We start from the raw sequence: 22,136 nt of genomic DNA on the forward strand, positions 1-22,136 counted from the left end.
CCCGGTTACATTCCGAACCCGGAAGCTAAGCCTCATAGCGCCGATGGTACTGCAGGGGGGACCCTGTGGGAGAGTAGGACGCCGCCGAACTAATTGTAGAGAAAACCCCCGCACCCTTCGGTGCGGGGGTTTTCTGCGTTCAGCGGGGATTTTCTGTCTTCACATGCGTTTACGCCGGGTTCACCAATTTCGTGTCGTACGCGAGAATCACCGCCTGCACCCTGTCCCTCGCCCCCGTCTTCGCGAGGATGCGGCCCACGTGGGTTTTCACCGTGGATTCCGCGAGGTGCAGGCGGGCCGCGATCTCCGCGTTCGTCCAGCCCTGGCCGATGACCGTCAGGATTTCCCGTTCCCGGTCCGTGAGGGAGGCGAGGCGCGGATGGTCCGCCGGGTCGGCGGGAGTGGAGCCGGCCGACGGGAGATGGTCCGCGTAGGCGTCGAGGAGACGGCGGGTCAGGCTCGGGGCCACCACCGCGTCGCCCGAGGCGACCGCGCGGATGCCGGAGAGGAGTTCCTCGGGGAGGGCGTCCTTGATGAGGAAGCCGGAGGCGCCGGCGCGCAGACCGTCGTACGCGTACTCGTCGAGGTCGAACGTCGTGAGGATGAGGACGCGGGTGCGGGCGCCCGACGCGACGATGCGGCGGGTGGCCTCGATGCCGTCCAGGCCCGGCATGCGGATGTCCATGAGGACCACGTCCGGGTGGAGCTCGGCGGTCATGCGGATGGCCTCGCTGCCGTTGCCGGCCTCGCCGGCCACTGCCATGTCGTCCTGGCTCTCCAGGAGCATGCGGAAGCCGAAGCGCTGCATGGGCTGGTCGTCGACGATGAGCACGGTCGTCACAGAGTTTTGTCGTCCTTCGGGAGGTGGAGGTGGACCCGCCAGCCACCCGGCGGATCGGGGAGCGGCCCTGCCTCAAGTGTGCCGTCGTACAGGGAAGTTCGCTCGCGCATTCCCGTCAGACCACGACCCTTGACGGAGGCAGGGGTGCCACCCGAGCCGGAGCCCGAGCCGGAGCCCGAGCCCGCACCCGCGCCCGTGTCTGTGATCTCCACCGTGACGCCCCGCTCGGAGTAGGAGACGTCGACGGTGGCGGTCGCGTGCGGACCGCCGTGCTTGAGGGTGTTGGTGAGGGCTTCCTGCACGACGCGGTAGACGGTGAGTTGGCGGCCCGCGGGGACCGACTCGGGGCGGCCGCGCACGGTGCTGCGTACGGGAAGGCCCGCGGCCCGTACGCCGTCGATGAGTTGGTCCAGGTCGGTCAGGGCGGGCTGCGGGGAGCGTTCGGCCGTGGCGGGGGCGTCGTCGCGCAGGACGTCCAGGAGGCGGCGGAGTTCGGAAAGGGCCTGCCGACTCGTCGTGCCGATGGCTTCGAGGGCCTGGGCGGCGCGCTCGGGGGACTTGGCGGCGGCGTACGAACCGCCGTCCGCGAGACCGGTGATGACGGAGAGGTTGTGGCCGATGATGTCGTGCATCTCGCGGGCGATGCGGGTGCGTTCGGCGGCCGTGGCGAGCTGGGCCTGCTGGTCGCGCTCGACCTCCAGTCGGCGGGCGCGGTCCACGAGGGCCTGGGTGTGGTCCTGGCGGGAGCGGACGGCTATGCCCGCGAGCGCGACGACCACGAAGGACCAGATCTGGGGGACGATCAGCTCGTCCCAGCTGTTCTCGGGGTAGGCGACGACGCAGACCGTCATGGGGGCGACGGTCATCGCGGCGGCCTTGCCCAGGGTTCTCAGGGGCAGCCGCAGCGCGATGTTGAAGACCACGATGAACTGGATCAGGGCGGCCTGGAGCCAGGCGCCCGTCCAGTTGCTGACCGCGGTCGTCGCCGTCATCACCGCGAGGACCGCCAGCGGGTGACGGCGGCGCCACAGCAACGGGGCGGAGAGGGCCACGCTCATCAGGAGGACCTGCCCCTGCGGCACCTCGGAGTTGGCCGCGGTGCCGCGCCAGCCGCCGCCGGTGCCGTCCGTGAGGGCGGCGATGACGAAGAACGCCGTCATGTGCACGTCCCAGACCAGCGGGTGGCGTCTGTCGAAGGCGCGCACCCGCTGGGCCGAGCGCTGGAGGTACTGGGTGAGGGGGTGCGGCTCGGTCACGGCCTCATCCTCGGTCACGGCGCTGCCGTGGGAACAGGGGCCCGATGCCCGTCATACGTCCCGCCGCTTGAGCAGCACGGACGCCGCGGCGATGATCGCGGCCGACCAGAGGGCGAGCGTGAGCAGGGCGGCGGCGGGGGCGATGGTGTTCTCCACCCGGGCCACCGAGCCGAGCGAGCTCGCCGCCTGGGCGGGGAAGTAGCGGATGGCGCTCTCCACGGCGCTGAAGGGCAGCATCGACAGGACCTCGGGCAGGATCAGCACGCAGCCGACGAACGCGCCGATGGCGCCGGGCACGGAGCGCAGCAGGGCGCCGAGGCCGAGCGCGATGAGGCTGAGCAGGGTGATGGCGGCGGCGCTGGTGGTGAGGGCGCCGAGGACGCCGGTCTCGGTGAGGGAGAGTTCCTTGTCGGTGCCGGAGAGCCAGACCTGGGCGGTGAGGAACGTGACGACGTTCGTCACGAGGCACACCGTGAAGGCGACGGCCGTGAAGATGGCGGCCTTGGACCACAGGACGGGCAGGCGGTGCGGTACGGCGGCGAGCGACGCCCGGATCATGCCCGTCGAGTACTCGCCCGCGGTGACGAGGATGCCGAGGACGGCGAGGCAGATCTGGGAGAGCTGGGTGCCGAAGAGGGTGAAGACGACCGTGTCGATTTCGGCGTCGTCCCCGTCGTAGGTGGAGCCCATCGTGATGCCGACGGCGATGACCAGGGCGGACGCCGTGAGGAGCGTGATCCATGTCGAGCGGAGCGTCCACAGCTTGTGCCACTCGGAGCGCAGGACGCCCTTGGTGCTCAGGCGGTACGTGGACGTGGCGGCGGGCCTGGCCGGGGTGAGAGTGCCGGTGCTCATGCCGTGGCTCCTTCCGGGTGAGGAGCGGTCGTCGAGGCGACGTACTCGACGGAGTCGCGGGTGAGGTCCATGAACGCCTGCTCCAACGACGCGGCGTGCGGGGTGAGTTCGTAGAGCGGGATGCCGTGGGCGGCGGCGGTGCGGCCGATGTGCTCGGCGTCGGTGCCGCGTACGTCGAGGACGCCGGGGGCGCTGCCGGTGATCTGGATGCCGGGTCCGGCGAGCCGTTCGGTCAGGTGGCCTGCCTCGGGGGTGACGACCTTGACGGCGCCGGTGCCCGACTCGCGTACGAAGCGTTCGACGGTGGTGTCGGCGAGAAGCTTGCCGCGGCCGATGATGATCAGGTGCTCGGCGGTCAGCGCCATCTCGCTCATGAGGTGCGAGGAGACGAGGACCGTACGGCCTTCGGCGGCGAGGGACTTGAGGAGGTTGCGGATCCACAGGACGCCCTCGGGGTCGAGGCCGTTGACCGGTTCGTCGAGGATGACCGTGGCGGGGTCGCCGAGCAGGGCGGCCGCGATGCCGAGGCGCTGGCCCATGCCGAGGGAGAAACCCTTGACGCGTCTGCGGGCGACCTCGTCGATGCCGGCGAGCCGGAGGACCGCTTCGACGCGGCTCTTCGGGATGGAGTGGGTGTGGGCGAGCGCCATCAGGTGGTGGAAGGCGGTGCGGCCCGGGTGGACGGAGCGGGCTTCGAGGAGCGCGCCCACTTCGTGCAGGGGCGCGGGGTGCTCCGCGTAGGTGCGGTCGCCGATGGTGGCGCGGCCGCGGGTGGGGGCGTCGAGGCCGAGGAGCATCCGCATGGTGGTGGATTTGCCCGCGCCGTTGGGGCCGAGGAAGCCGGTGACGGTGCCGGGGAGGACCTCGAAGCCGAGGTCGTCGACGACGGTCTTGTCTCCGTAGCGTTTGGTCAGTCCGTATGCCCTTATCGTCATGCCTTCGATGCTGGCGTGCGTGGGGGCGCGGATCGTCGGACCGGGGGCGGGACGTGGGGGCCGGGGGTAGTACCGGGGTACGACGGTGCCCCTGAGACCGGGGGCGCCCTTCCCGGGCCGGTGCCCTCTCTCGGGGTGCTCAGCGGTAGGCGTGGACCAAGGCCAAGGCCAAGGCCAAGGCCAAGGCGTGGGCTGAGGCGTCGGCTAAGGAGTGGGGTGGAGTGTGGGGTCGGTGCGGGCTATCAGGTAGCCGAGTTGGGCGCGGGAGCGGGAGCCCAAGGCGTCGGAGATCGCGGCCACATGACCCGCGACCGTACGCCGTGACACCCCGAGGCGCCGCGCGATCGCGTCGTCCGTGAGGCCCGAGACGAGCAGCTGCATCACCGCGCGGCGGACCTCGTCGACGATCTGGTGTGTCCGGGCCGCGCTGCCGTACATGCCGAGCGGAACGGGGTCGGTCACGCTCGTCTCGGGGTATCGCGCCGGGCCCGACCGATACGCACGCGCATCTCATGAGCCCCGAGGAGCACCGCGCCTACCGGGAGGAGGCCGCGGGGCGGCTACCGGTGGGGCGGCCCGGGACGGCGGAGGAGGTCGCGCACGCGGCGGCTTACCTGATGGAGAACTCGTTCACCACCGGGACGACGCTGGATGTGGATGGGGGTAAGCGTTGAGTGTGGGTGTGTGGGGCGGTTCTCGGCCGTACAGGTCGGTGAGGTCGGTGGGTGAGGTCGGTGGGTGAGATCGGTCGGTCAGAACGGTCGGTCAGACCGGTAGCTCGCTGTTCGGCCAGCGGGATCTGCCCTGTTCGCGTGAGCGGAGCAGGGCCAGGGTGGGCAGGCCAAGGTCGGTGCCCGTCGCGAGCAGGCCGGGGAGCTGGGGCAGGGGCGCCACCGCGGCGGCGTCGTCCAGGACGAGCGTCATTGGTGGGTCGAGCCGACCGGAGGATGACCGTTCGGCCATGCGCCGGCCGTGCTCGACCACGCTGGAGGCGAGCGCCGTCAGCAGAGGCATGGCACCCGGGCCTTGGCGGGACTTGGGATCCTCGATCGCCTCACCCACCACAAAAAGCGTGCCCCCTTCATGCACAAAGGAATCCAGGGTCAGCGCATCAGTTCGGTTTGGTGTGCAGGACTCACGGACGTGCACCGTGAAGAGCGCGGAGAGGGCGCGGGCCGTCAACTCCTGGGCCACGTCGCGTCGCTCCGCGTACGCGGTCAGGGCCGCCTCCAGCTCGCCGGCGGCGCCGGACGCGGCCTTGGGGTGCGTACGGAGGATGCGTACCGCCTCCTGGACCTGGGTGCCCTGGGACCAGCGGTGGACGTTCTTCATCGGCTTGTCGGCCACCGCGGCGGCGTGCAGGAAGCTGCGCATCAGGAGCTCCGCCGTGTCGGCCACGGCGGCGTCCAGCCGGGCGCTCGGCCGTATCGGGGCGAGGAGCGCGGCGGCGCGCTGGGCGGCCGTCGCCTTGTCCTGGCAGCCGGAGGTGGGGGACCAGTGCAGGCGGGCGGGGGTGTCGCAGAGGTGGAGGGGGTCGTAGAGGAGGACCGGGCCCAGCTTGGCGCGGGCGTCCTTCGTCTCTTCCCACAGGGTGGGGTCGGAGGTCAGGACCAGGGCGGCGCCCTCGGCGTCCTGGACGGCCTTCAGGGCGTGGGGTCTTCTGGTCTCCGGGGTGCCGAGGATCAGGGGGGTGCGTGGGGTGGGGAGGGGGTACGAGGGGTTCACCGTGGGTCCCTCGGGGGGCGGGGGCGGGGTGTCCGTGCCGCTCTGCGCGCGGGGCCCCTCGGGGCGCTTGAGCGGGGTACTCGTGCCGATCTCCGCGCCGTCGGCGCGAGGCCCCTCACAGGGCGGGACCGGCGTACTCGTGCCGATCTCCACGCCTCCAGCGCGGGTTTCCCAGCCGCCCGGCCGCACAGGCCCGTCTGCCCCTGGTGCGCCTCCAGCACGGGTTTCCCACCCGCCCGGCCGCACCGACCCGTCCATCCCCGGTGCGCCTTCGGCGCGCCCCGCCCTCCTCACCGCACGCCACCGCGTAACCGTCCCCAGCACGAACACCGTCAAGACGACCACCACCATCAGCTGGCCGATGAACAGGCCCCAGAACAGCCCGTACCCCGAAAGCTGCGCAGCCGGCGTGTCGGGCCAGGCGCCCGCCAGGTCCTTGGGGGCGCCGATCAAGTGACGTACCGCCAGTGGCGTATGGCCGAAGGCCACGTTCTCCGGCCAGGCCCCCTGCGCGAAACGCGCCGCGAGGCCCGTCGCCGACCAGACGAGGACCGTCGAGCCCAGCAGGAAACCGAGCACGCCCAGCAGCAGCCCGTCCGGTACGCCCCCGGCGCCCGTACGCCGTTCGGGGCCGCGCCCATAGGAAGAGCGGCCCCGCTCCCAGTCATCCCGCATGCTGCTCCATGTACGCCGCCCGCTGCTCCGCCTCCAGCTCGGCCGCCCGCATCGCCTCGTCGGCCGACATACCGGCGGCGGCGAGGTCGGACGACGACTCGGTCATGGCGCGGTCCGTGAAGACCAGCGGCCGCTCCGTCTCCGTGATGAGGTGCTTGACGACCTGGACGTTGCCGTTGACGTCCCAGACCGCGATGCCCGGCGTGAGGGTGGGGATGATCTCCACCGCCCACCTGGGCAGCCCGAGCACCCGCCCGGTGGCCCGCGCCTCGTCGGCCTTCTGGGCGTAGATCGTCCGCGTGGACGCCATTTTCAGGATCGCCGCCGCCTCCTTCGCCGCCGCGCCGTCCACCACGTCGCTCAGGTGGTGCACCACCGCCACGAACGACAGGCCGAGGCGTCGGCCGAACTTCAGGAGGCGCTGGAACAGCTGTGCCACGAACGGCGAGTTGATGATGTGCCACGCCTCCTCCACCAGGAAGATGCGTTTCTTGCGGTCGGGCCGGATCCACGTGTGTTCGAGCCAGACGCCCACGATCGCCATCAGGATCGGCATCGCGATGGAGTTCCGGTCGATGTGGGAGAGGTCGAAGACGGTCAGGGGCGCGTCGAGGTCGACGCCGACCGTCGTGGGGCCGTCGAACATGCCCCGCAGGTCACCGTCGACCAGGCGGTCCAGGACCAGCGCCACGTCCAGGCCCCACGCCCGTACGTCGTCTATGGCCACGTTCATGGCCTCGGCCGACTCCGGCTCGGGGTGGCGCAGCTGCTCCACGATGTCCATCAGGACCGGCTGCCGCTCCACGATCGTCTCGTTGACGTACGCGTGTGCGACTTTGAGCGCGAAGCCCGAGCGCTCGTCGAGGCCGTGCCCCATCGCGACCTCGATGATGGTCCTCAGGAGCGCCAGCTGACCCGTCGTCGTGATCGCCGGGTCCAGCGGGTTGAGGCGGATGCCCATGTCCAGGGCGGCCGTCGGGTCGAGCCGGATGGGAGTTATCCCCAGCTCCTGCGCGATGAGGTTCCACTCGCCGACGCCGTCCTCGCCCTGCGCGTCCAGGACCACGACCTGCCGGTCCTTGAAGCGCAGCTGCCGCAGTACGTACGTCTTCTCCAGCGCCGACTTGCCGTTGCCGGACTCGCCGAGCACCAGCCAGTGCGGCGCGGGCAGCTGCTGCCCGTACAGCTGGAAGGGGTCGTAGATGTAACCCTTGCCGGAGTACACCTCACGCCCGATGATCACGCCCGAGTCGCCGAGGCCCGGCGCGGCCGTCGGGAGGTAGACCGCCTGGGCCTGCCCCGTCGACGTACGCACCGGAAGCCTGGTCGTCTCGACCTTCCCGAAGAGGAAGGACGTGAAGGCGTCCGTGAGGACGGTCAGCGGATCCCGCATCGCAACAGCCTGCCTCTACGTCGATACCGTCTAGCGTCGGATGCCGGTCGCGAACGGCAGCGTGTTGACGAAGGCCCTGTGGTGCTCGCGGTCGCACCACTCCAGCTTGAGATACGACTTGCCGGCGGAGGCGCGGATGGTGCGCTTGTCGCGCGCGAGCGCCTCCGGGGAACGGGACGACACCGTGATGTAGCCGACGAGGTTGACACCCGCCGCGCCGCTCGCCAGGTCCTCGCCGCGCTGGTCGAGGCGGGAGTGCGAGGCGATGTCGCGGGGGTCGACCGTGCGGTTCATCTTGGCCTGGCGGCTGGCCTCCGCCTCGTCGTTCGTCTTCTCGGTCAGCATCCGCTCGATGGCGACCTCGGTGGGTTCGAGGTCCATCGTCACGGCCACCGTGCGGATCACGTCCGGGGTGTGGACCAGCAGCGGCGCGAGGAAGTTGACGCCGACGGGCGTCATCGGCCACTCCTTCACCCAGGCCGTGGCGTGGCACCAGGGGGCGCGGGTGGAGGACTCGCGGGTCTTGGCCTGGAGGTAGGTGGGCTCCATGGCGTCGAGCTCGGCGGGCCAGGCGTTGCGCTTCGTCATCGCCTGGAGGTGGTCGATGGGGTGGTCCGGGTCGTACATGGAGTGGACCAGGGACGCGAGTCGGCCCTGCCCGAGCGGCTGCCGTACGCGGATGTCGGCTTCCTGGAGCCGCGAGCAGATGTCGGTCAGCTCACGGGCCATGACGACGGCGAGCCCGGCGTCCTTGTCGAGCCTCCTGCCGCCCTGCGGACGGGCCGCGCGGGCCATCGCCTGCGCCTCTGCGGCCAGCTCGCGGGAGTAGTGCATGCAGGCGACGAGGTAGGCGCGGTGCTGTTCGCTGCTGGTCGACACCATCGACTGGAGCTGGTCGTACGACTCCTGGAGCCACGGCAGCGCGCGGTGGTCGCCGCGCGTGCTGACGTCCTTGGCGTGGGCGTCGGGGTCGGCGGGGAGGGTGCGGGCGAGCATCTGGAGACGGGTGACGAAGCCGTCGCCATTGGCGACGTGCTTCAGCAGCGTCCCGAAGCGGTCCACGAGGGCCTCCTGGTCCTCGCTGTCACGCAGACCGACGCCGGGGCCCTCGATCTCGATGGCGGCGGTGACGGTGCGCCGGTCCGCGTGGAGCAGTACGGCGATCTCGTCCGGGCCGAAGGGCGCGGCGAGCCAGTTGATGCGGCCGATGCCGGGTGGCGGCCCGACCTCGACCTCGCGGCCGTCGATCCTGACCCCGGCCTCCGGGGCGGTGGACCGGTAGGCGGTGCCGCGCTTCAGGGAACGCTTGTAACTGCGGTTGATCTCGAACCACTTGTAGAACGTCCGGCCCTTGTACGGGACGTACACCGCCGCGATGGCGAGCATCGGGAGGCCGGTGAGCAGCACGATGCGCAGGGAGAGGACGGGGACGAGGAGTCCGCACATCATGCCGAGGAACGCCCCCACGATGATCAGGGCGATCTCCCCGGTCTCGCGGTTCTTGCCGACGATCGCGTTCGGCCGGGCGCGGCCGATCAGATATGTGCGGCGGGGCGCGACCGGCTGGGACACGTGGGGCTGGGTCGTCAACGCCCTTCACCTCCCGTGCGGTTGGTACTGCTGGTGCGGGAGCCGCCGCGGTTGCCCGCGTGCGGCGTGTTCGTCGCGCTGCCGCGCGGCGGGGGTGCGGCGGAGGGGACAGATCCGCCGCCGTTCGATGAGCCGCCGCCGGAGGGGCGGCCGCTGTGGGCGGCGACGCCGCCGCTGGCGGGGTTGGCGGGCCGGGGCTGGCTGCTCCCGCCGCCACCGCCTGAGCCGTTGCCCCGGCTGCTGTGGGCCTTGATGCCCTGGGAGACGAGGGAGGCGGGGGAGCTGATCACGGCGGCGGCCTTGTTCTCGGCGCCGCGCATGATGCGGTTGTTGCGGGAGCCGGCGATCTCGTCACCGAAGCCCGGTACGAAGCGGTAGATCATGGCGCTCGCGAAGATGGCGAGCAGGATGATCGAGAGCCCGGAGACGACGGCGGAGAACGCGTCGGGCCCGTCGTCGGCGGAGAGCGCCCCGGCGAGACCGAGCACGATGACGATGATCGGTTTGACCAGGATGACGGCGATCATGATGCCCGCCCAGCGGCGGACGTGCGACCACAGGTTCTTGTCGACGAGGCCCGCGTACACGACGGTGCCGAGGAGCGCTCCTACGTACAGGAGCGCCGCCCTGATCACCAGCTCCAGCCAGAGCACGCCGGCGGCGAGGATCGACACGAGCGAGACGACGATCAGCATGATCGGGCCGCCGCCGATGTCCTCGCCCTTCTTCAGGGCGCCCGAGAACGTCCCGAAGAACTCGTCCGTCTGACCGCCCGTCGCCTTCGCGATGACGTCCGAGACGCCGTCGGTCGCCGAGACGACGGTGTAGAGGATCAGCGGCGTGAAGGCGGAGGCGAGCACGGTGAGCCACAGGAACCCGATGGCCTCGGAGACAGCGGTCGTCAGCGGCACGCCGCGCACGGCCCTCTTCGCCACGGCGAGCAGCCAGAGGAGGAGGGTGAGGATGGTGGACGCCGCGAAGACGACGGCGTACTGCTGGAGGAACTTGGGGTTCGTGAAGTCGACGTTGGCGGTCTCCTTGACGGCGTCGGAGAGCTTGCCGACGGTCCAGGAGGCGGCTTCGGCGCAGCCCTTTGCCAGGGAGCTGAGGGGGTCGAGGTTGGAGCTGATGGGGTCGTCGGTGGGGTACTTTCCCTCGCTGCTGCTGCCTCCGCCTTCTTCGCCTTTTTCGCAGTACTTTTTGGCGGGGCCGTGGATCAGATCGCAGGCATCGTCCTTGGGTTCCGGCGCGGCGAAGGCGCGCTTCGCGAACAGGAACGCCGCGGTCTGCACGGTCGCGACGGTGGCGCTGAGGCGGAGTACACGGCGGCTACCGGGCATACGTGAACCCTCCGTACCCTTCGACCGCCTTCGCGATCTCGTCGGAGCTGGACGCGCGGTCATCGCCCGGAACAGGGGCGGGACCGCTCTTCTGGGTGTGGGTGACGGTCTTCCAATCGCCGTCGATCCACGCCAGTTCCATGGTGATCGTGAACCAGCTGTTGGTGACCGGCTTGGTGGACTTCTCACCGGCCAGGCCGAGCAGACCACTGCACCAGACTTCGACGGTGGCCTTGCCGTCCGAGAAGTCGGTGACCTTGGTGCCGATCGGGGTCGTGCGCGAGATGAACTGATAACCGCTCGGCGTCGAACCGTCCTCGTTCAGGCCCACGTTCCTGAAGAACGGTGCGGTGTACGCCTTGTCGAGTTCATCCCGGAACTTGTTCACGCTCTGTGGTGCCATGACGGCCCTGAGGATGGGGTCGCGTTTGCCCTTGTCGAACATCTCGGCAGAGCCGAGCGGCACCGCGAAGTTCGCCGCCGCGCTCTGGGCGCCCTGCTCGGTCTTGGCGAAGCCGGTCGCGATGCCCGCGGTCTTGCCGCCGACCGGCTTCTTCCCCGAAGGGGCCGTCGACGTCGCGTCCGGCTTCGCGGCGTCGTCACCCCCCGCCGAACCACTCTCACCGCCCCGATTGGCGAAGGCGATCGCCGCGATCAGCAGGACCACGACGCCGACCACCGTCACCAGGCTGCGGGAGGACGTCCGCCCGGTCCGGGCGGATCTGCGCGCGCCGCCGTAGACGTCGTCGCCGCCCTCCCCCTCGGGAAGCCGCGTCCTGGTCTCTCCCGAGCCGCCGAAGAGGCCGTCGTTCCGCTCGTCGTCGGGACTCATGCCGCGACCGCCCCCTCAACCTCTCGCTGAACCGTCACGTAGGACACGTATGACGGTAGCCGTGCTGGTTCCCGCGCGGGCGCGGTGTGGTGACTCGACATCAGGGAGTTGCAACCTCAGCCGGTGGGCACGACGGACGGGTGGGGAGAGGGGACGTGGGGGAGAGGGGACAAGGGGGAGGGGGACGAGGGACGTGGGGGCTGGCTGGAGGGCTGGGGACTGGGGGGCTGGGGGCGGGTGGGAGGGGCGTCAGACCGCCATGCCGTACACGATGGTGAACAGCGTGCCGAGCGAACCGATGATGAAGACGCCGGTCAGCCCCGCGATGATCAGGCCCTTGCCCTGTTCCGCGCTGAAGGTGTCCCGCAGCGCCGTCGCGCCGATGCGTTGCTTCGCCGCGCCCCAGATGGCAATGCCGAGACAGAGGAGGATAGCGATCGCCATCACGACCTCGATCATCACGCGTGCCTCGTTGCCCAGGCTCCCGAAGGGACCCCAGTCGGGGGCGATCCCGCCGATGATGGTGGTGATGTCGCCCTTTTCGGCTGCCATAAGCATGTGTAACTCACCGCCCCTAGTGGGTTGTTCTGCCACCTCTGCCTACCTCGGTGCAGAGGACAGCTCATTCTCGCCGACAATCGGGCCCGCGGATGGCTCCTTGGCGCCATTCGTTGGCCGACTTCGTGCGTTTCCTCGTGGGTGAGGTCTGGTCACTCTGTGTATCACGCGGTAGGACGCCGGGCAATGACGGCCCGGCGTGCCTCTGACCAGGACTTCTGACCGGGACTCAGCCGAGTCCGAGACCGGCGGTCGCGCGGGTCACGAAGGAGCAGTCGGTGTAGCGGTAGGACGGGCTGAGCCTGGCGCCGTCGGCTCGATCGCGTACGGTGCCCCGCTTGTAGAGGAAGTGGTACTCGCCGGCGGGCAGTCCGAGGGTGGTCTTCGGGTACTTGGTGACGCCCGCCCGGCAGGCCTTGTCGCCCTCGGACTTGCCGGCGAAAATTCGGCAGGTCGCGCAGTCCTTGAGCTTGACGCGGCCGGTGGTGGGGCCGGTGTAGAGGAGTTCCAGCTCGCCGGGGCCGAGGTTGGCGAGGACGAATTCGACGTTGCCGCCGCCGGGGGAGCCGGACGGGGGCAGGCGGCGGCCCGCGCTCGGGCGTTCCTCGGCGATCTCCGCGGCGATGGCGACGTCCTTGGCGCGGTCGCGCTTCTTGCTGGAGGGGTACGTCTTGGCGAACCCGTTCAGGGACGCGGCGGCCTTCGCGAAGTGGGCGTCCTTGAACTCGTCCATGCCGCAGGCGTAGACGCCGCGCTCCAGGGCACGGTCGCTGTCACCGCGTACGGCCTCGGCGTCGACCTTGTCACCGGGCAGCGCGGCCGTGGTGGCGGCGATGGCGCGCAGTTCGTCGACGGCGGGGCAGGGGGCGGGGCCCTTGAGCGCGGCTGTCCGGGCGTCGATGGCGTCGCGGAGGGCCGGTTCGACCTTGTCGGCCTGGTCGGAGGCGGGGAAGGTGCGCAGGAGGTCCGTGAGCGGGGCGTCGGCGGCCGACGAGCGGCCGAGCCCTTCGACGCCGCACTCGTAGAGCGAGGTGGCGAGGCGGTCGTCGGGCCAGGTGGTGAGGGTGCCGAGATGGTCCTCGCCGAGGGTGCCGGGGACGGTGCGCAGGTGTTTGAGCGGGGTGACGGCCTCGCAGTACCGCTTCGCGGTGTAGGGGGCGGCGACGGTCTCGTAGTAGGTCGTGAGGCTCTTCGGCAGGCGGTCGGCGGCCTTCGAATCCGGGTGGTCGTCGGCGAGGCCGCGGTAGATGCCCATGGCCTTCTTGTACTTCGTCTCGGCGGCGCCCCCGAAGGGCTGCCCGTCGAGGCCCGCGACGATGCGGTCGGCCCTGTCGAGGCGGTCGAGGAGCATCTGCTCGACGGCCTCGTCCCGTGCGTTCTCGTAGGCGAAGGTGCCGCCGGAGGGTACGGCGAGCAGGACGACGCCGAGCGCGACGGCCAGCGGTGCGCGCAGCGGCCAGTGGCCCCGGTCGCGGACGGCCCGGAACGCGCCGTGGGCGGCGGCCAGGAGCAGGAGGGCGACATAGCCGATGAGGATGCCGCCGGGTACGCCGTCGACGTCGGCGGGCAGCGCGAGGAGGAGCAGCGCGGCGGTCGCGCCGCAGCAGAGCAGGGCGAAGAGCCAATGCCGGATGAGGAGGTAGCCGAGGCCGAGACCGGTGAGGTTGAGGAGGGCGACGGCCAGGGGGCGCAGGGGGCCTTGCCGGGCGGGGCCGGAGGTGTCGGGGCCGGGAGTGTCGGGTCCGTGGGCGTACGGGGCACTGGCAGGCGGCTGGGTGGGCGGCGGTGGTAGGTGCGGCAGGTGCGTGGACTGGGTGGGCGGCTGTGGGGGCGGGAACGGGAACTGGGGTGGCGGCTGCGGCGGTGGCTGCGATGGCGACGGCGGTGGCGGCTGGGGCGGGAACGAGGGTGGTGGTCCGAACCGGCCCGGGCTGTCGTTCTCGTCACCGGGCCCGGCGGCATGCTGATCTCTTGGTTCCATATTCTTCGGCTTCCCCCCGGCCGTGACGCCGCGTCATGCCGGACCCGACGGCCGACCGCATAACGCCCAATTGCCCAACCATCGGGGATGGTTGGGTGCACGTCAATCGGGCGGGGGAGGGCTTCCCCCACTTCCCCCGCTTCCCCCGTCTCAGCCCGCGGGAGAGTCGCTGACCTTGCCGACCGGGCCGATGGCCAGCTTCGGGCCGCTGCCCGAGGAGTCCTCGCCGCTCACCGGGAGAGAACCGGCGGGCCAGGCGATGGTGACGGTCTTCGTCTCGTTCGGCGGGGTCACCAGGATCTTGGCGACGCGGATGCCGGAGCCGCCGGTGTTGTTGACCGGGAACGTGATGTTGAACGCGGCGGACTCGCCGTCCTTGAGGACCCCGGGGTGGGGCTGGTCGCCGTTGCGGTCGACGGAGAGCGTGTCGCCCGTGGCCGTCTTCAGGTCGACGCCCGCGTAGCCGTTGACGGCGCAGTCGCGGCCGCCGCCGTTCCGGAAGCTGACGGTGACGACGCCTTCCGTCTTGCCGGTGGTGTTGTCGGCGGCGGTCACCTCCAGCTCGTCGCTGCGGCAGATGCCGATTTTGCCGTTGTCGTTGGAGCCGGTACCGGCGACGGTGCCTTCGCCGCTGCCGTTGCTGTTGTCGCCCCCGCTTTCACTGCCGCTGTTACCGTCCGTCCCGGACCCGGCGGACCCGGCGGACCCGGCGGACCCGGCGGACCCAACGGAGTCGCTGGACTCGGCGGACGCGGTCGGCTTTGCGCCGCTCGGCGATCCCCCGGCGTTCGAACCGTCGTCGTTGTTGTTGCAGGCGGTGAGCGCCAGCGCACCGGCCAGCGTGAGTCCGGCGAGCAGGGTCTTCGAGAGGTGCGTGAGCTTCATGGGGTCCCCCGTGAGGTGCGAACTGGTGTCGGTACGAGGCCGTACGAGGCTGTGGTGTCCGGCTCGATCAACAGCGAAGCCGTCCCTGGCCGACGGGGGCAAGGAGCGCCGGGGGATCAGGGACGCTGGAACGCTTCCAGGGGCTCTGACCTGCGGAGATGATGTACGTATGGAACGCCGGTCTGGGACGGACGGCCCTGTCAGACCCTGGGCGCCCCGTACCACCGCCACTGGGTCCGCCGCTCCCGGTCAGGGAGCTCGCCGCGGCCCGTGGCCCACAGGAGCGTGGCCCAGGGGTCCGTGTCCGTCGGGACGTCGGGGAAGAGGCGGTACAGGACGCGGGCGCAGAGGTCGGCGGGCGGGGTCCACGCGTCGCCGATGCCGAGTCCGTTCGCTATGTCGTACGTGTGGACGAGGGTCTCCACCACCCCCATCGCGGCGAAGCCCTCGGGGTCCGAGGCGCCGAAGCCGTGGTGGGAGCGGACGGTCGGCGGGGTGGTGGCGACCATGGCGGTCAGCAGGGCACCGCACGCCTCCACGACCATGAGCAGCCCCGCCGGTCCGGCCGCCGGGTCGGCGAGGGTGACGTTGGCGGGACCGCCGGGCGTCCGGCTCACCCAGTGGAAGGGGACGACACCATCCAGAGGAGGGTGTTCCGGGCCGAGTTGGGCGGCGTACGCGAAGAGGTCGTCGGCGAGGTGCTCGCCCGTCTCCCAGCAGTCCCACTCGAGGCCGCCCGCCTTGGCGCTCCAGTCGGCGTCGTCCGGCGCGCCGCGCAGGGTGGCGACGGCGAGGCGGACGGCGCGGGTGACGTCGTCGGCGGTCACGGGGGTGGTGGGGGTCAAGGGGGCTGCTGATTCTCCGGTGTCAGGCATGGCCGGACGGTAGCAACTGACGGGAAGCGCTCTTGTGGTGGTGCCGGGCTGCGGCGACACTCGATCTTTTCCGGGCGGGGGCTTGTCCCGGACAGTCGTGCGGTGGCCGGAAGGGGACAGTCGAGCATGGACAACCAGGGCGGTTCGGGACCCGAGCGGGCCCGTACCGCGGCCGAGTTCGTCGTGCTGCTGCGGCAGATGAAGGAGGCGTCCGGCCTCACGTACCGCCAATTGGAACTGCGTGCCGCCGAGCGTGGGGACCTGCTGCCCCGGAGCACGGTCGCGGGCGCGCTGTCCCGTGGGGTGTTGCCGAAGGGGGAGCTGGTCGCGGCGTTGGTCCGGGTGTGCGAGGGGGAGGAGCGGGTCGGGGCGTGGCTCGCGGCGCGCGACCGCATCGCCTCGGACGAGCCCTCGCCCTCCCTTCCTCCTCCCTCCGCCGCTGACCCTGCTCCGGTCGACGCCTCCGCCCCCGCTTCCGCCCCCTTACGTAAGCGGCCGCGGGCGTTCACCCTGGTTGCGGGCGTGGTCGCTGTCGTGGCCGTCGCGGCGGTCGGCGCGTCGGCGCTGAACGCCTCGGACGAGCCGCGCGATCCCTCGCCGTCCGCCTCCGCGAAGGCGGCGAACGTGCCGTCCGGCGTCGTACAGGTGCAGCCCTTACGGGCGTCCGGGCTCTGTCTCACCGACGGGCGGGACAGGAAAGGGCGGTACGGGAGCCATATCGCGGTGTTCCGGCCGTGCGGGGAGGCGGTGCCGCCGACGACCGAGCTCGAGCCGCTCGGCGGTGGCGTGTACCGCGTCCGCTGGGACCACCCCGAGCACGGCGAGGGCTGCCTCGCCGCCCCGTCGAAGGGCGGGGCGAAGGGGTTCCTGGAACCGTTCACCGACTGTGGGGCGGCGGCGCGGCTGTCGGTGGAGCAGCGGAGCGGGGCTTATGTGCTGCGGCTCGCGGACGGGCGGTGCGTAGCGGTGAACGGACGTGCTGTCGCGGGGGTGGAGGCGGTGCTCGGGCGGTGCGGTGGCGCGGACGCGCAGCGGTTCTTCGTCGTCCCGGCGAGGGTCCCCCCGAAGCACCCCTCGCCGGGCACGGCCTGAGGCTGGCAGTCCGCTGGGGCGCCGGGCAAGGGAAATTCCTGTCCGGGACGGGGGGTTCCGCTGTCCCGGACAGGGTTCAGGGGGTTCAGGGGCGTGTCGTCAGTCCTGGCCGACGCCTTCCACGAAGTGGTCGAACTCACCGGCTTGTACGCCGAGTACGAAGGCGTCCCATTTCTTCCGGGTGGTCGTGACGACGTTCTCCGGGTCGCTGGTCTCCCGGAGATAGACGGCGTCGTCCTCGCCGAAGGCGATCTCGATCCAGGGGCCGGGGCCCTGCTCGTCCTCCGGGGCGGCGCGGACCCAGTCGAGGCCGGCGGGAATTTCGGGGCGGGGGGTCTCGGTCACTTTCCGCTTCTCTGGGTGAGGGCTGACGTGGGCACGGGTTGCGTGAGTCTTCTCAGGTCGGTTCGGCGCCTGCGGCGCGCTTGGTGTCGCGGATCAGCGCGGCGAAGGCCGCGAAGGCCGCGGGGGTGGCGGTGAGTATTGCTTCGGTGGGGTCGCTGCTTTCGGTGAGCTTGACCTTGCCGGTCGGTGCGGCGGCGACGTGGAGGCAGGAGTCCCCCTGCCCGCAGTAGGACGACGTCTGCCAGTTCAGCTGGGGCATGTGGGCTCCCTCTACATGTCCTGGAAGGTCGGTTCGGCGCGCTTGGTGTTGTGGATCAGCGCCGCGAAGGCCACGGGAGCGGCGGTGAGTATTGCTCCGGTGGGGTCGCTGCTTTCGGTCAGATGGACGGAGCCGGATGTGTCTGAAGCGACGTACACGCAGGAATTGCCCTGGGCGCAGTAGGACGACTTCTGCCAGTTCGACTGGGGCATTTGGGCTCCCTCTACAGGTCCTGGATGACGTTGTGGATAAAGTCGCGAGACTTCGCGGGCGGGAGCGCTGTGGCTTCCATGCGGTCGAGCAGGATGCGGTACTTGTCGAGTTGGGCCTCGGCGTCGAGGAAGATGGGACCGTGCGACTGGTCGAGATTTACCGTGTCGAGCTGGGGCACCGGCCCTGCGGCGTAGTAGATCGATTGACCTGAGCCGGGGAACGTCCCGGCAGCGAACGGGATGACGTGGATGGCGATGTGCTCCCGCTCGCTCATGTCAATGAGGTGCTTGAGCTGGACCCGGGTCACGGTGGCACCGCCGAACTGCATCCGAAGCGCGGCCTCATGAACGATGGCCTGATGGGGCGTCGGTGACTTCCGGAAGAGCACGGCCTGGCGTTTGATGCGGTACGACACCCGATGCTCGATGTCTGGAGGTGACAGCTCCGGCACGTCTTGGCGGAAGATCTCACGGGCGTAGTCCGTGGTCTGGAAGAGGCCGGGAATGTGCACTGTCACGGCGGTGCGCAGCAATGTCGCGTGGTGTTCGACCTCCGCGAGGTCCAGCAGCACTGCGGGCAGGATCTCTCGGTACTCCTCCCACCAGCCGCGCACCCGATCACCGGTCATGGCGGACAGCGCATCGATCAGTTGCTTGTCCGGGCAGTCGTAGTGACAGGCGAGCGCACGCACCCTGGCGGAGCTCACGCCGAGCCGACCGGACTCCATGTTGCTGACTTGGTTCTGCTTGACGCCAAGCAGCTGCCCGGCCTCGGTCGACGTCAGGCCTGCACGTTCACGGAGCTTACGTAGCTCGCTGCCCAACCGGAGTTGACGCCCCGTCGGATTGCTTCTCACGGGCAGTCGCCTCTCCTCATGTTTCATCACTCACACGAGTGGTTGTGCAGAGCTTTGCAGGTTTTCGATTAACAGCTTAACTCGGCGCCGCTACCTTGTGAGTGGCACCACCGCCCAGAAGACCCCGCTCGACGGAGCGGCAACGTCACTGGGCCCTGCCCGGCAACTACCCACTCCTGACGGAGATTTCCGTGAACGCAACCGTATCGCCGCCTTGGACCTACACCCTCCAACTCCCTCGCGATCCCCGCGCCCCAGGAAGCGCCCGCGTCACCCTCCGCGCGGTACTGGAGTCGTACGGCCTCGGACAGCTCACCCCCACCGCGGAGCTCCTCGCGGGCGAGCTGCTGAGCAACGCCCACTGTCACACCGACGGGCCCTACGCCCTCCGTCTCCGTGCCGCCTCCCCGGAGGGGATCCGCGTGTCCGTGTGGGACTCCGACCCGCAGATCCGCCCGGCTTCGCAGAGGACCGCACGCCCGATCGCCGGCCGCCTGACATGGCGGAGAGCGGCCGGGGGCTGCACCTCGTGCGGGCCTGCGCGGACGCTTGGGGCGCCTACCCCGTGGGGACGGCCGACGCGGGGAAACTGTTGTGGGCCGAGGTCACACCGGGCTCTCCGTAGCGGACGGTTCGGTGAAGGAGACCGTCTGGAGGATCGCCGCCATGATGTTGCAGAACTCGGTCCAGTACTCCGTGGACGCGGTGTGGAGCGTGAAGACGGCGGTGAACGGGCCCGTGGGGAACGGCACATGGACCTGTATCTGTCCGGTGAGCAGATCCGTCGCCTCGCCGGTCGCGGTGATCTCCGGATTCAGCTTGTACTCGGTCAGGGTGACGCAGGAGACGGCGGGGCCGCACGGCAGGTCGAGCCAGCGGGCGTCGTTGTGCGGGGTGCTGGAGAGGATGGCCAGGATTCCCTGGGCGACGATGTCCGTGCCGTCCGGGACCTGGTCGGTCGGGGCCTGGTCGTCCGGGGCCTGGCCGGTCGGGACGGCCGCCACGGTGAACGCACACTGGGCGACGCCTTCGGAGCCTTCAGCCTGCTCCGCCTCCTCCGCTTCCTCCGCTTCCTTCGTTTCTTCCGCCGTGGAGAAGAGTCCCATCGCCGAGTACGAGACACCGGATTCCGCCATGAGCTCGGCCAGGGCCGCGTAATAGGGGGCGGCGGGTTCCCAGATGCGGGCGTCTCCGCGGGAGTAGAGGCCGCGTACGAACTCGTGGGCGCGCTCGGAGCGTTCCTCCGGCGTGGCGGCGAGGGGGAGGGCGTAGAAGCCGTCTGGGACGTTGAACCAGATGGGCGGGGGGTCGAGCGGGTCGGCCGAAGTGGTTGGAAGGCTGGTCGGGGATGTCATGGGGGGAGAGCGTCCTGGTCTGGTGCGGAGACAGGGTCAGAAGTCTTCGGGGTGATAGTCGGCGTAGTCCAACTCGGTGCCGTCGGCATTCATGTTCAGTTCGCGACTGCCGGCACCGAAGAATGCGTCGAGTTCGCTCGGCACGAGAGCCTCGACGCGGTAGTGCCCGCACGGCAGGCGGGTGACGATGGGTTCTGAGAGGTCCGGCGCGCGAGCGGTGGCGAGGAAGTTGTCGACGGCCTGCCGCTGTGCCTGCGTAAGGGATCTCAGAGGAATCAAGTCCGGGGTGGAAACCAGATACCGAACGAGATACTCGCGAAGTGGAGATTGGAGCCTGCACCAAGAGCCGTCGCTAAAAACCAGCTTGACGTCCCGTTCGTGGCGGAAGTTCCTCGGCTCCACTTGGCTGACGGTGGATCGGGGGGTCTCCCAGAGGACTTCGTCCTCAATGACTTTCCTGTCTCTGTTCTGGACGGGAAGACCGACGATGACCAATCGGCGATCGGTGACGATCGCGTGCGTGCGATAGTGCTCCTGGTCGGGAGAGCGGGCGGGATCCAGCTGCCAGGGCAGGGTGCGTGCGATGGTGCCGGGCGCGGCCCACATGACAGGAAAGTCATCGACCTCGTCGGCGCGGTCCTCGGACGTCGCCTCGCCGGATTTGGAGGGGGAGGGGCCACTGCCTCCGCCCCCGGTGAGAATGCCCATGATGACGGCGCCCAGGGCGAGGGCCCCGCCTTTGCCGATGTTCCGCGCAAGTGAGTTGCCCGTCGTACGGGCCGTGTACACGGGCCCTTCGGGCCAGCCCGGCAGTTCATCCTGGATGTCATTGCGTTCGGTGTCCCGGAACCAGCGCATACCGGAAACGGGCATGGCTTCGCCCGTCGCAAAGGTGACCGCAGTGCGGGCCAGGAGAATTTCGCCGGGGACAGGCTTCCAGATGCGCATATCCGTCTTCCTGTGCTTCGTTTCTCGGACCATTGCCAACGCACTCACTCTGACCCTCCGAGCTGGACGTTCAGCCGGCCGAGGCCGACTTCTCGAACTGGTCGCCAGGGAAGAGGGCGTCTCCCACATGCTGATGAATGCTTGTGATCTTGGGGAAGATCTTCAGTCCGGCGTCCATGGCGATACCGGCTCCCAAGGGGTTGATGTTCACCCCTGGAAGCAGATTGGCTCCCTTGGAGCCAATCCACTGACCCTCGTGATAGCCCTGGCTTGCGATGCCTCCCATGCGTGACATCGTGCCACTGGTCGCATGCGCGACTTCGTAGACGTTCTTGGCCGTGCCGCCGAGCACCACTTTGCCGGGGAGCAGCTTGAGCCCGCCCGTGGCGTCCTTCGCGGCATCACCGATGGACAGCAGCATGCGAGCGTCGCCGAGCTGGGTGGCCTTGAACCCCTTGCCGAGCGCGGCAGCCTTGGCCAACGCCGGGCCCTTGCCGACCACTTTGATTCCCTTACCGAACGCTCCGATCCCCGGCATAAGCCCCACCGCATCCAGCCCCACCTGCGCCCAACTCACATCCGCCCCGCCCACCTTGGCGAGCCCATGCGCCCCCAACGCCAGCCCGCTGGTGATGAGCGCCGCCGAGCCGAAGACCGCCGCCAGTGGCGGGAAGGGAAGGGTGACGATGGCGAGGAGGCCCAGGACGGCCGTCAGGTCGCTCAGCAGGTCGCCGATCAGTTTGATCAGGTCGGCGTGGTCCTGGAGCCACTTGCCCGCCGCGTCCCACGCGTCGGCGACGCCCTTCGTGAGTCTGTCCCAGAAGCCGGGCTCGTCCGGGGCGATGTCGCCCGCCTTGTCGAGCTCCTTGCTGATCGCCCCGGCCGCCTTGCCGTAGCGGTCCTCCAGGTCGTGGACGTCGCCGATGAGGTCGGTGACGGCTCCCGACGCCCTGCCCATCTCCTCGCTGTCGGGCTTGGCCTCCGACCGCGCGTCCAGCTTGTCACCGGCCTTCTTCTCCAGCCGGTCGGCCTCGTCCTGGAAGTCCGCCAGCTCCTTGGCCCACCGGTGCAGCGCACGCGAGGCCTTGTCGAAGGATTCGTGGCTCTTGCGGATGAGCGGGGTGACGTCCTCGCCGATGTACTCGGTGAACGCGAGCGCCGCCTTGCCCTTCCAGGCGCCGCATTCGATGCGCTCCAGGTCCCTGACGGCCGCTCCGAGCTCGCCCGCGAGTCCGCCGAGCTTCTTGGCCAGTTCCCGGGTGTCCTGGACGTCGCCGGGCGTGGGGTCCCAGCCTATGTTCGGGAACGCGGGACGCTTCGTACCCAC

At 70.0% G+C, this 22,136-nt stretch carries 23 protein-coding genes and 1 rRNA gene; 3 read left to right on the forward strand and 21 right to left on the reverse strand.

Annotated features, from left to right (window positions below; genetic code table 11):
• Positions 1 to 90 (forward strand): 5S ribosomal RNA (rrf, locus tag ACWDVB_RS21555); the annotation flags it as partial.
• Positions 91 to 169: 79 nt separating this feature from the next.
• Here rrf and ACWDVB_RS21560 read toward each other — a convergent pair.
• The 5 genes from ACWDVB_RS21560 to ACWDVB_RS21580 all read right to left on the reverse strand — a co-directional run bounded on the left by ACWDVB_RS21560 (position 170) and on the right by ACWDVB_RS21580 (position 4,349).
• Positions 170 to 841 (reverse strand): response regulator, encoded by a 672-nt coding sequence (locus ACWDVB_RS21560; RefSeq protein ID WP_451516385.1) that lies wholly within the window; start codon positions 839 to 841, stop codon positions 170 to 172.
• The gene (locus ACWDVB_RS21565) at positions 838 to 2,115 is read right to left on the reverse strand and encodes a sensor histidine kinase (protein ID WP_451611986.1); all 1,278 of its coding nucleotides are present in this window, start codon (positions 2,113 to 2,115) and stop codon (positions 838 to 840) included. Before ACWDVB_RS21565 ends, ACWDVB_RS21560 begins: the two co-directional genes overlap by 4 nt.
• A 33-nt stretch (positions 2,116 to 2,148) precedes the next feature.
• Positions 2,149 to 2,952: an ABC transporter permease gene (locus tag ACWDVB_RS21570; RefSeq protein WP_451516387.1), complete on the reverse strand. Its 804-nt coding sequence runs from the start codon at positions 2,950 to 2,952 to the stop codon at positions 2,149 to 2,151.
• Entirely contained in the window at positions 2,949 to 3,887 is a 939-nt protein-coding gene (locus tag ACWDVB_RS21575; RefSeq protein WP_451516388.1) for an ATP-binding cassette domain-containing protein, read from the reverse strand. The genes ACWDVB_RS21570 and ACWDVB_RS21575 overlap by 4 nt, the downstream gene beginning before the upstream one ends.
• A 204-nt stretch (positions 3,888 to 4,091) precedes the next feature.
• The gene (locus tag ACWDVB_RS21580) at positions 4,092 to 4,349 is read right to left on the reverse strand and encodes a LuxR C-terminal-related transcriptional regulator (RefSeq protein ID WP_451516389.1); all 258 of its coding nucleotides are present in this window, start codon (positions 4,347 to 4,349) and stop codon (positions 4,092 to 4,094) included.
• On the opposite strand from ACWDVB_RS21580, the gene ACWDVB_RS21585 reads away from it, so the two are divergent.
• The gene (locus ACWDVB_RS21585) at positions 4,301 to 4,561 is read left to right on the forward strand and encodes an SDR family oxidoreductase (RefSeq protein WP_451516390.1); all 261 of its coding nucleotides are present in this window, start codon (positions 4,301 to 4,303) and stop codon (positions 4,559 to 4,561) included. The genes ACWDVB_RS21580 and ACWDVB_RS21585 overlap by 49 nt on opposite strands.
• Before the next feature lie 91 nt (positions 4,562 to 4,652).
• On the opposite strand, the gene ACWDVB_RS21590 is transcribed toward ACWDVB_RS21585, so the two are convergent.
• The 9 genes from ACWDVB_RS21590 to ACWDVB_RS21630 form a co-directional block, all read right to left on the reverse strand.
• The gene (locus tag ACWDVB_RS21590) at positions 4,653 to 6,287 is read right to left on the reverse strand and encodes a type VI secretion protein (protein WP_451516391.1); all 1,635 of its coding nucleotides are present in this window, start codon (positions 6,285 to 6,287) and stop codon (positions 4,653 to 4,655) included.
• Positions 6,277 to 7,680 (reverse strand): ATP-binding protein, encoded by a 1,404-nt coding sequence (locus ACWDVB_RS21595; protein ID WP_451516392.1) that lies wholly within the window; start codon positions 7,678 to 7,680, stop codon positions 6,277 to 6,279. The genes ACWDVB_RS21590 and ACWDVB_RS21595 overlap by 11 nt, the downstream gene beginning before the upstream one ends.
• 30 nt (positions 7,681 to 7,710) lie before the next feature.
• Positions 7,711 to 9,270 (reverse strand): SCO6880 family protein, encoded by a 1,560-nt coding sequence (locus ACWDVB_RS21600; protein WP_451516393.1) that lies wholly within the window; start codon positions 9,268 to 9,270, stop codon positions 7,711 to 7,713.
• Complete coding sequence (locus tag ACWDVB_RS21605) at positions 9,267 to 10,610, reverse strand: hypothetical protein (protein ID WP_451516394.1); 1,344 nt, start codon at positions 10,608 to 10,610, stop codon at positions 9,267 to 9,269. The genes ACWDVB_RS21600 and ACWDVB_RS21605 overlap by 4 nt, the downstream gene beginning before the upstream one ends.
• A complete protein-coding gene (locus tag ACWDVB_RS21610; protein ID WP_451516395.1) occupies positions 10,600 to 11,442 on the reverse strand; it encodes a hypothetical protein in 843 nt (280 codons plus the stop codon). Before ACWDVB_RS21610 ends, ACWDVB_RS21605 begins: the two co-directional genes overlap by 11 nt.
• Before the next feature lie 249 nt (positions 11,443 to 11,691).
• Positions 11,692 to 12,000 (reverse strand): hypothetical protein, encoded by a 309-nt coding sequence (locus tag ACWDVB_RS21615; RefSeq protein ID WP_055570172.1) that lies wholly within the window; start codon positions 11,998 to 12,000, stop codon positions 11,692 to 11,694.
• A 229-nt stretch (positions 12,001 to 12,229) separates the two neighbouring features.
• The gene (locus ACWDVB_RS21620; protein ID WP_451516396.1) at positions 12,230 to 13,981 is read right to left on the reverse strand and encodes a hypothetical protein; all 1,752 of its coding nucleotides are present in this window, start codon (positions 13,979 to 13,981) and stop codon (positions 12,230 to 12,232) included.
• A gap of 150 nt (positions 13,982 to 14,131) precedes the next feature.
• Positions 14,132 to 14,866, reverse strand: coding sequence for a DUF4232 domain-containing protein (locus ACWDVB_RS21625; RefSeq protein ID WP_451516397.1), 735 nt, complete (start codon positions 14,864 to 14,866; stop codon positions 14,132 to 14,134).
• A 200-nt stretch (positions 14,867 to 15,066) separates the two neighbouring features.
• The gene (locus ACWDVB_RS21630) at positions 15,067 to 15,741 is read right to left on the reverse strand and encodes a hypothetical protein (protein WP_451516398.1); all 675 of its coding nucleotides are present in this window, start codon (positions 15,739 to 15,741) and stop codon (positions 15,067 to 15,069) included.
• A gap of 126 nt (positions 15,742 to 15,867) precedes the next feature.
• On the opposite strand from ACWDVB_RS21630, the gene ACWDVB_RS21635 reads away from it, so the two are divergent.
• Complete coding sequence (locus ACWDVB_RS21635) at positions 15,868 to 16,833, forward strand: hypothetical protein (RefSeq protein ID WP_451516399.1); 966 nt, start codon at positions 15,868 to 15,870, stop codon at positions 16,831 to 16,833.
• A gap of 99 nt (positions 16,834 to 16,932) precedes the next feature.
• Here the strand turns inward: ACWDVB_RS21635 and ACWDVB_RS21640 are convergent, their stop codons facing one another.
• The 7 genes from ACWDVB_RS21640 to ACWDVB_RS21670 all read right to left on the reverse strand — a co-directional run bounded on the left by ACWDVB_RS21640 (position 16,933) and on the right by ACWDVB_RS21670 (position 22,136).
• On the reverse strand, positions 16,933 to 17,178 hold the full coding sequence (locus ACWDVB_RS21640; RefSeq protein ID WP_451516400.1) for a DUF397 domain-containing protein: 246 nt from the start codon (positions 17,176 to 17,178) through the stop codon (positions 16,933 to 16,935).
• Between the two features lie 52 nt (positions 17,179 to 17,230).
• Positions 17,231 to 17,437 carry a DUF397 domain-containing protein gene (locus tag ACWDVB_RS21645; RefSeq protein WP_451516401.1) on the reverse strand — a complete coding sequence of 69 codons (207 nt, stop codon included), beginning with the start codon at positions 17,435 to 17,437 and terminating at the stop codon, positions 17,231 to 17,233.
• Between the two features lie 11 nt (positions 17,438 to 17,448).
• A complete protein-coding gene (locus tag ACWDVB_RS21650; protein ID WP_451516402.1) occupies positions 17,449 to 17,649 on the reverse strand; it encodes a DUF397 domain-containing protein in 201 nt (66 codons plus the stop codon).
• A gap of 11 nt (positions 17,650 to 17,660) precedes the next feature.
• On the reverse strand, positions 17,661 to 18,506 hold the full coding sequence (locus tag ACWDVB_RS21655) for a helix-turn-helix domain-containing protein (protein WP_451516403.1): 846 nt from the start codon (positions 18,504 to 18,506) through the stop codon (positions 17,661 to 17,663).
• 605 nt (positions 18,507 to 19,111) lie between these two features.
• Complete coding sequence (locus tag ACWDVB_RS21660) at positions 19,112 to 19,861, reverse strand: hypothetical protein (RefSeq protein WP_451516404.1); 750 nt, start codon at positions 19,859 to 19,861, stop codon at positions 19,112 to 19,114.
• A 36-nt stretch (positions 19,862 to 19,897) separates the two neighbouring features.
• On the reverse strand, positions 19,898 to 20,809 hold the full coding sequence (locus tag ACWDVB_RS21665; protein ID WP_451516405.1) for a hypothetical protein: 912 nt from the start codon (positions 20,807 to 20,809) through the stop codon (positions 19,898 to 19,900).
• A gap of 70 nt (positions 20,810 to 20,879) precedes the next feature.
• Positions 20,880 to 22,136, reverse strand: coding sequence for an enoyl-CoA hydratase/isomerase family protein (locus ACWDVB_RS21670; protein ID WP_451516406.1), 1,257 nt, complete (start codon positions 22,134 to 22,136; stop codon positions 20,880 to 20,882).

This window comes from Streptomyces sp. NPDC003379, from assembly GCF_053589195.1.

Bases quoted from the DNA above. Each gene is read 5' to 3' on its own strand.
- ACWDVB_RS21665 (WP_451516405.1), bottom strand. From the start codon at position 20,809: ATGCGCATCTGGAAGCCTGTCCCCGGCGAAATTCTCCTGGCCCGCACT.
- ACWDVB_RS21660 (WP_451516404.1), bottom strand. From the start codon at position 19,861: ATGACATCCCCGACCAGCCTTCCAACCACTTCGGCCGACCCGCTCGAC.
- ACWDVB_RS21610 (WP_451516395.1), bottom strand. From the start codon at position 11,442: ATGAGTCCCGACGACGAGCGGAACGACGGCCTCTTCGGCGGCTCGGGA.
- ACWDVB_RS21645 (WP_451516401.1), bottom strand. From the start codon at position 17,437: ATGCCCCAGCTGAACTGGCAGACGTCGTCCTACTGCGGGCAGGGGGAC.
- ACWDVB_RS21595 (WP_451516392.1), bottom strand. From the start codon at position 7,680: ATGCGGGATCCGCTGACCGTCCTCACGGACGCCTTCACGTCCTTCCTC.
- ACWDVB_RS21620 (WP_451516396.1), bottom strand. From the start codon at position 13,981: ATGGAACCAAGAGATCAGCATGCCGCCGGGCCCGGTGACGAGAACGAC.
- ACWDVB_RS21570 (WP_451516387.1), bottom strand. From the start codon at position 2,952: ATGAGCACCGGCACTCTCACCCCGGCCAGGCCCGCCGCCACGTCCACG.
- ACWDVB_RS21575 (WP_451516388.1), bottom strand. From the start codon at position 3,887: ATGACGATAAGGGCATACGGACTGACCAAACGCTACGGAGACAAGACC.
- ACWDVB_RS21615 (WP_055570172.1), bottom strand. From the start codon at position 12,000: ATGCTTATGGCAGCCGAAAAGGGCGACATCACCACCATCATCGGCGGG.
- ACWDVB_RS21590 (WP_451516391.1), bottom strand. From the start codon at position 6,287: ATGCGGGATGACTGGGAGCGGGGCCGCTCTTCCTATGGGCGCGGCCCC.
- ACWDVB_RS21630 (WP_451516398.1), bottom strand. From the start codon at position 15,741: ATGCCTGACACCGGAGAATCAGCAGCCCCCTTGACCCCCACCACCCCC.
- ACWDVB_RS21605 (WP_451516394.1), bottom strand. From the start codon at position 10,610: ATGCCCGGTAGCCGCCGTGTACTCCGCCTCAGCGCCACCGTCGCGACC.
- ACWDVB_RS21625 (WP_451516397.1), bottom strand. From the start codon at position 14,866: ATGAAGCTCACGCACCTCTCGAAGACCCTGCTCGCCGGACTCACGCTG.
- ACWDVB_RS21635 (WP_451516399.1), top strand. From the start codon at position 15,868: ATGGACAACCAGGGCGGTTCGGGACCCGAGCGGGCCCGTACCGCGGCC.
- ACWDVB_RS21650 (WP_451516402.1), bottom strand. From the start codon at position 17,649: ATGCCCCAGTCGAACTGGCAGAAGTCGTCCTACTGCGCCCAGGGCAAT.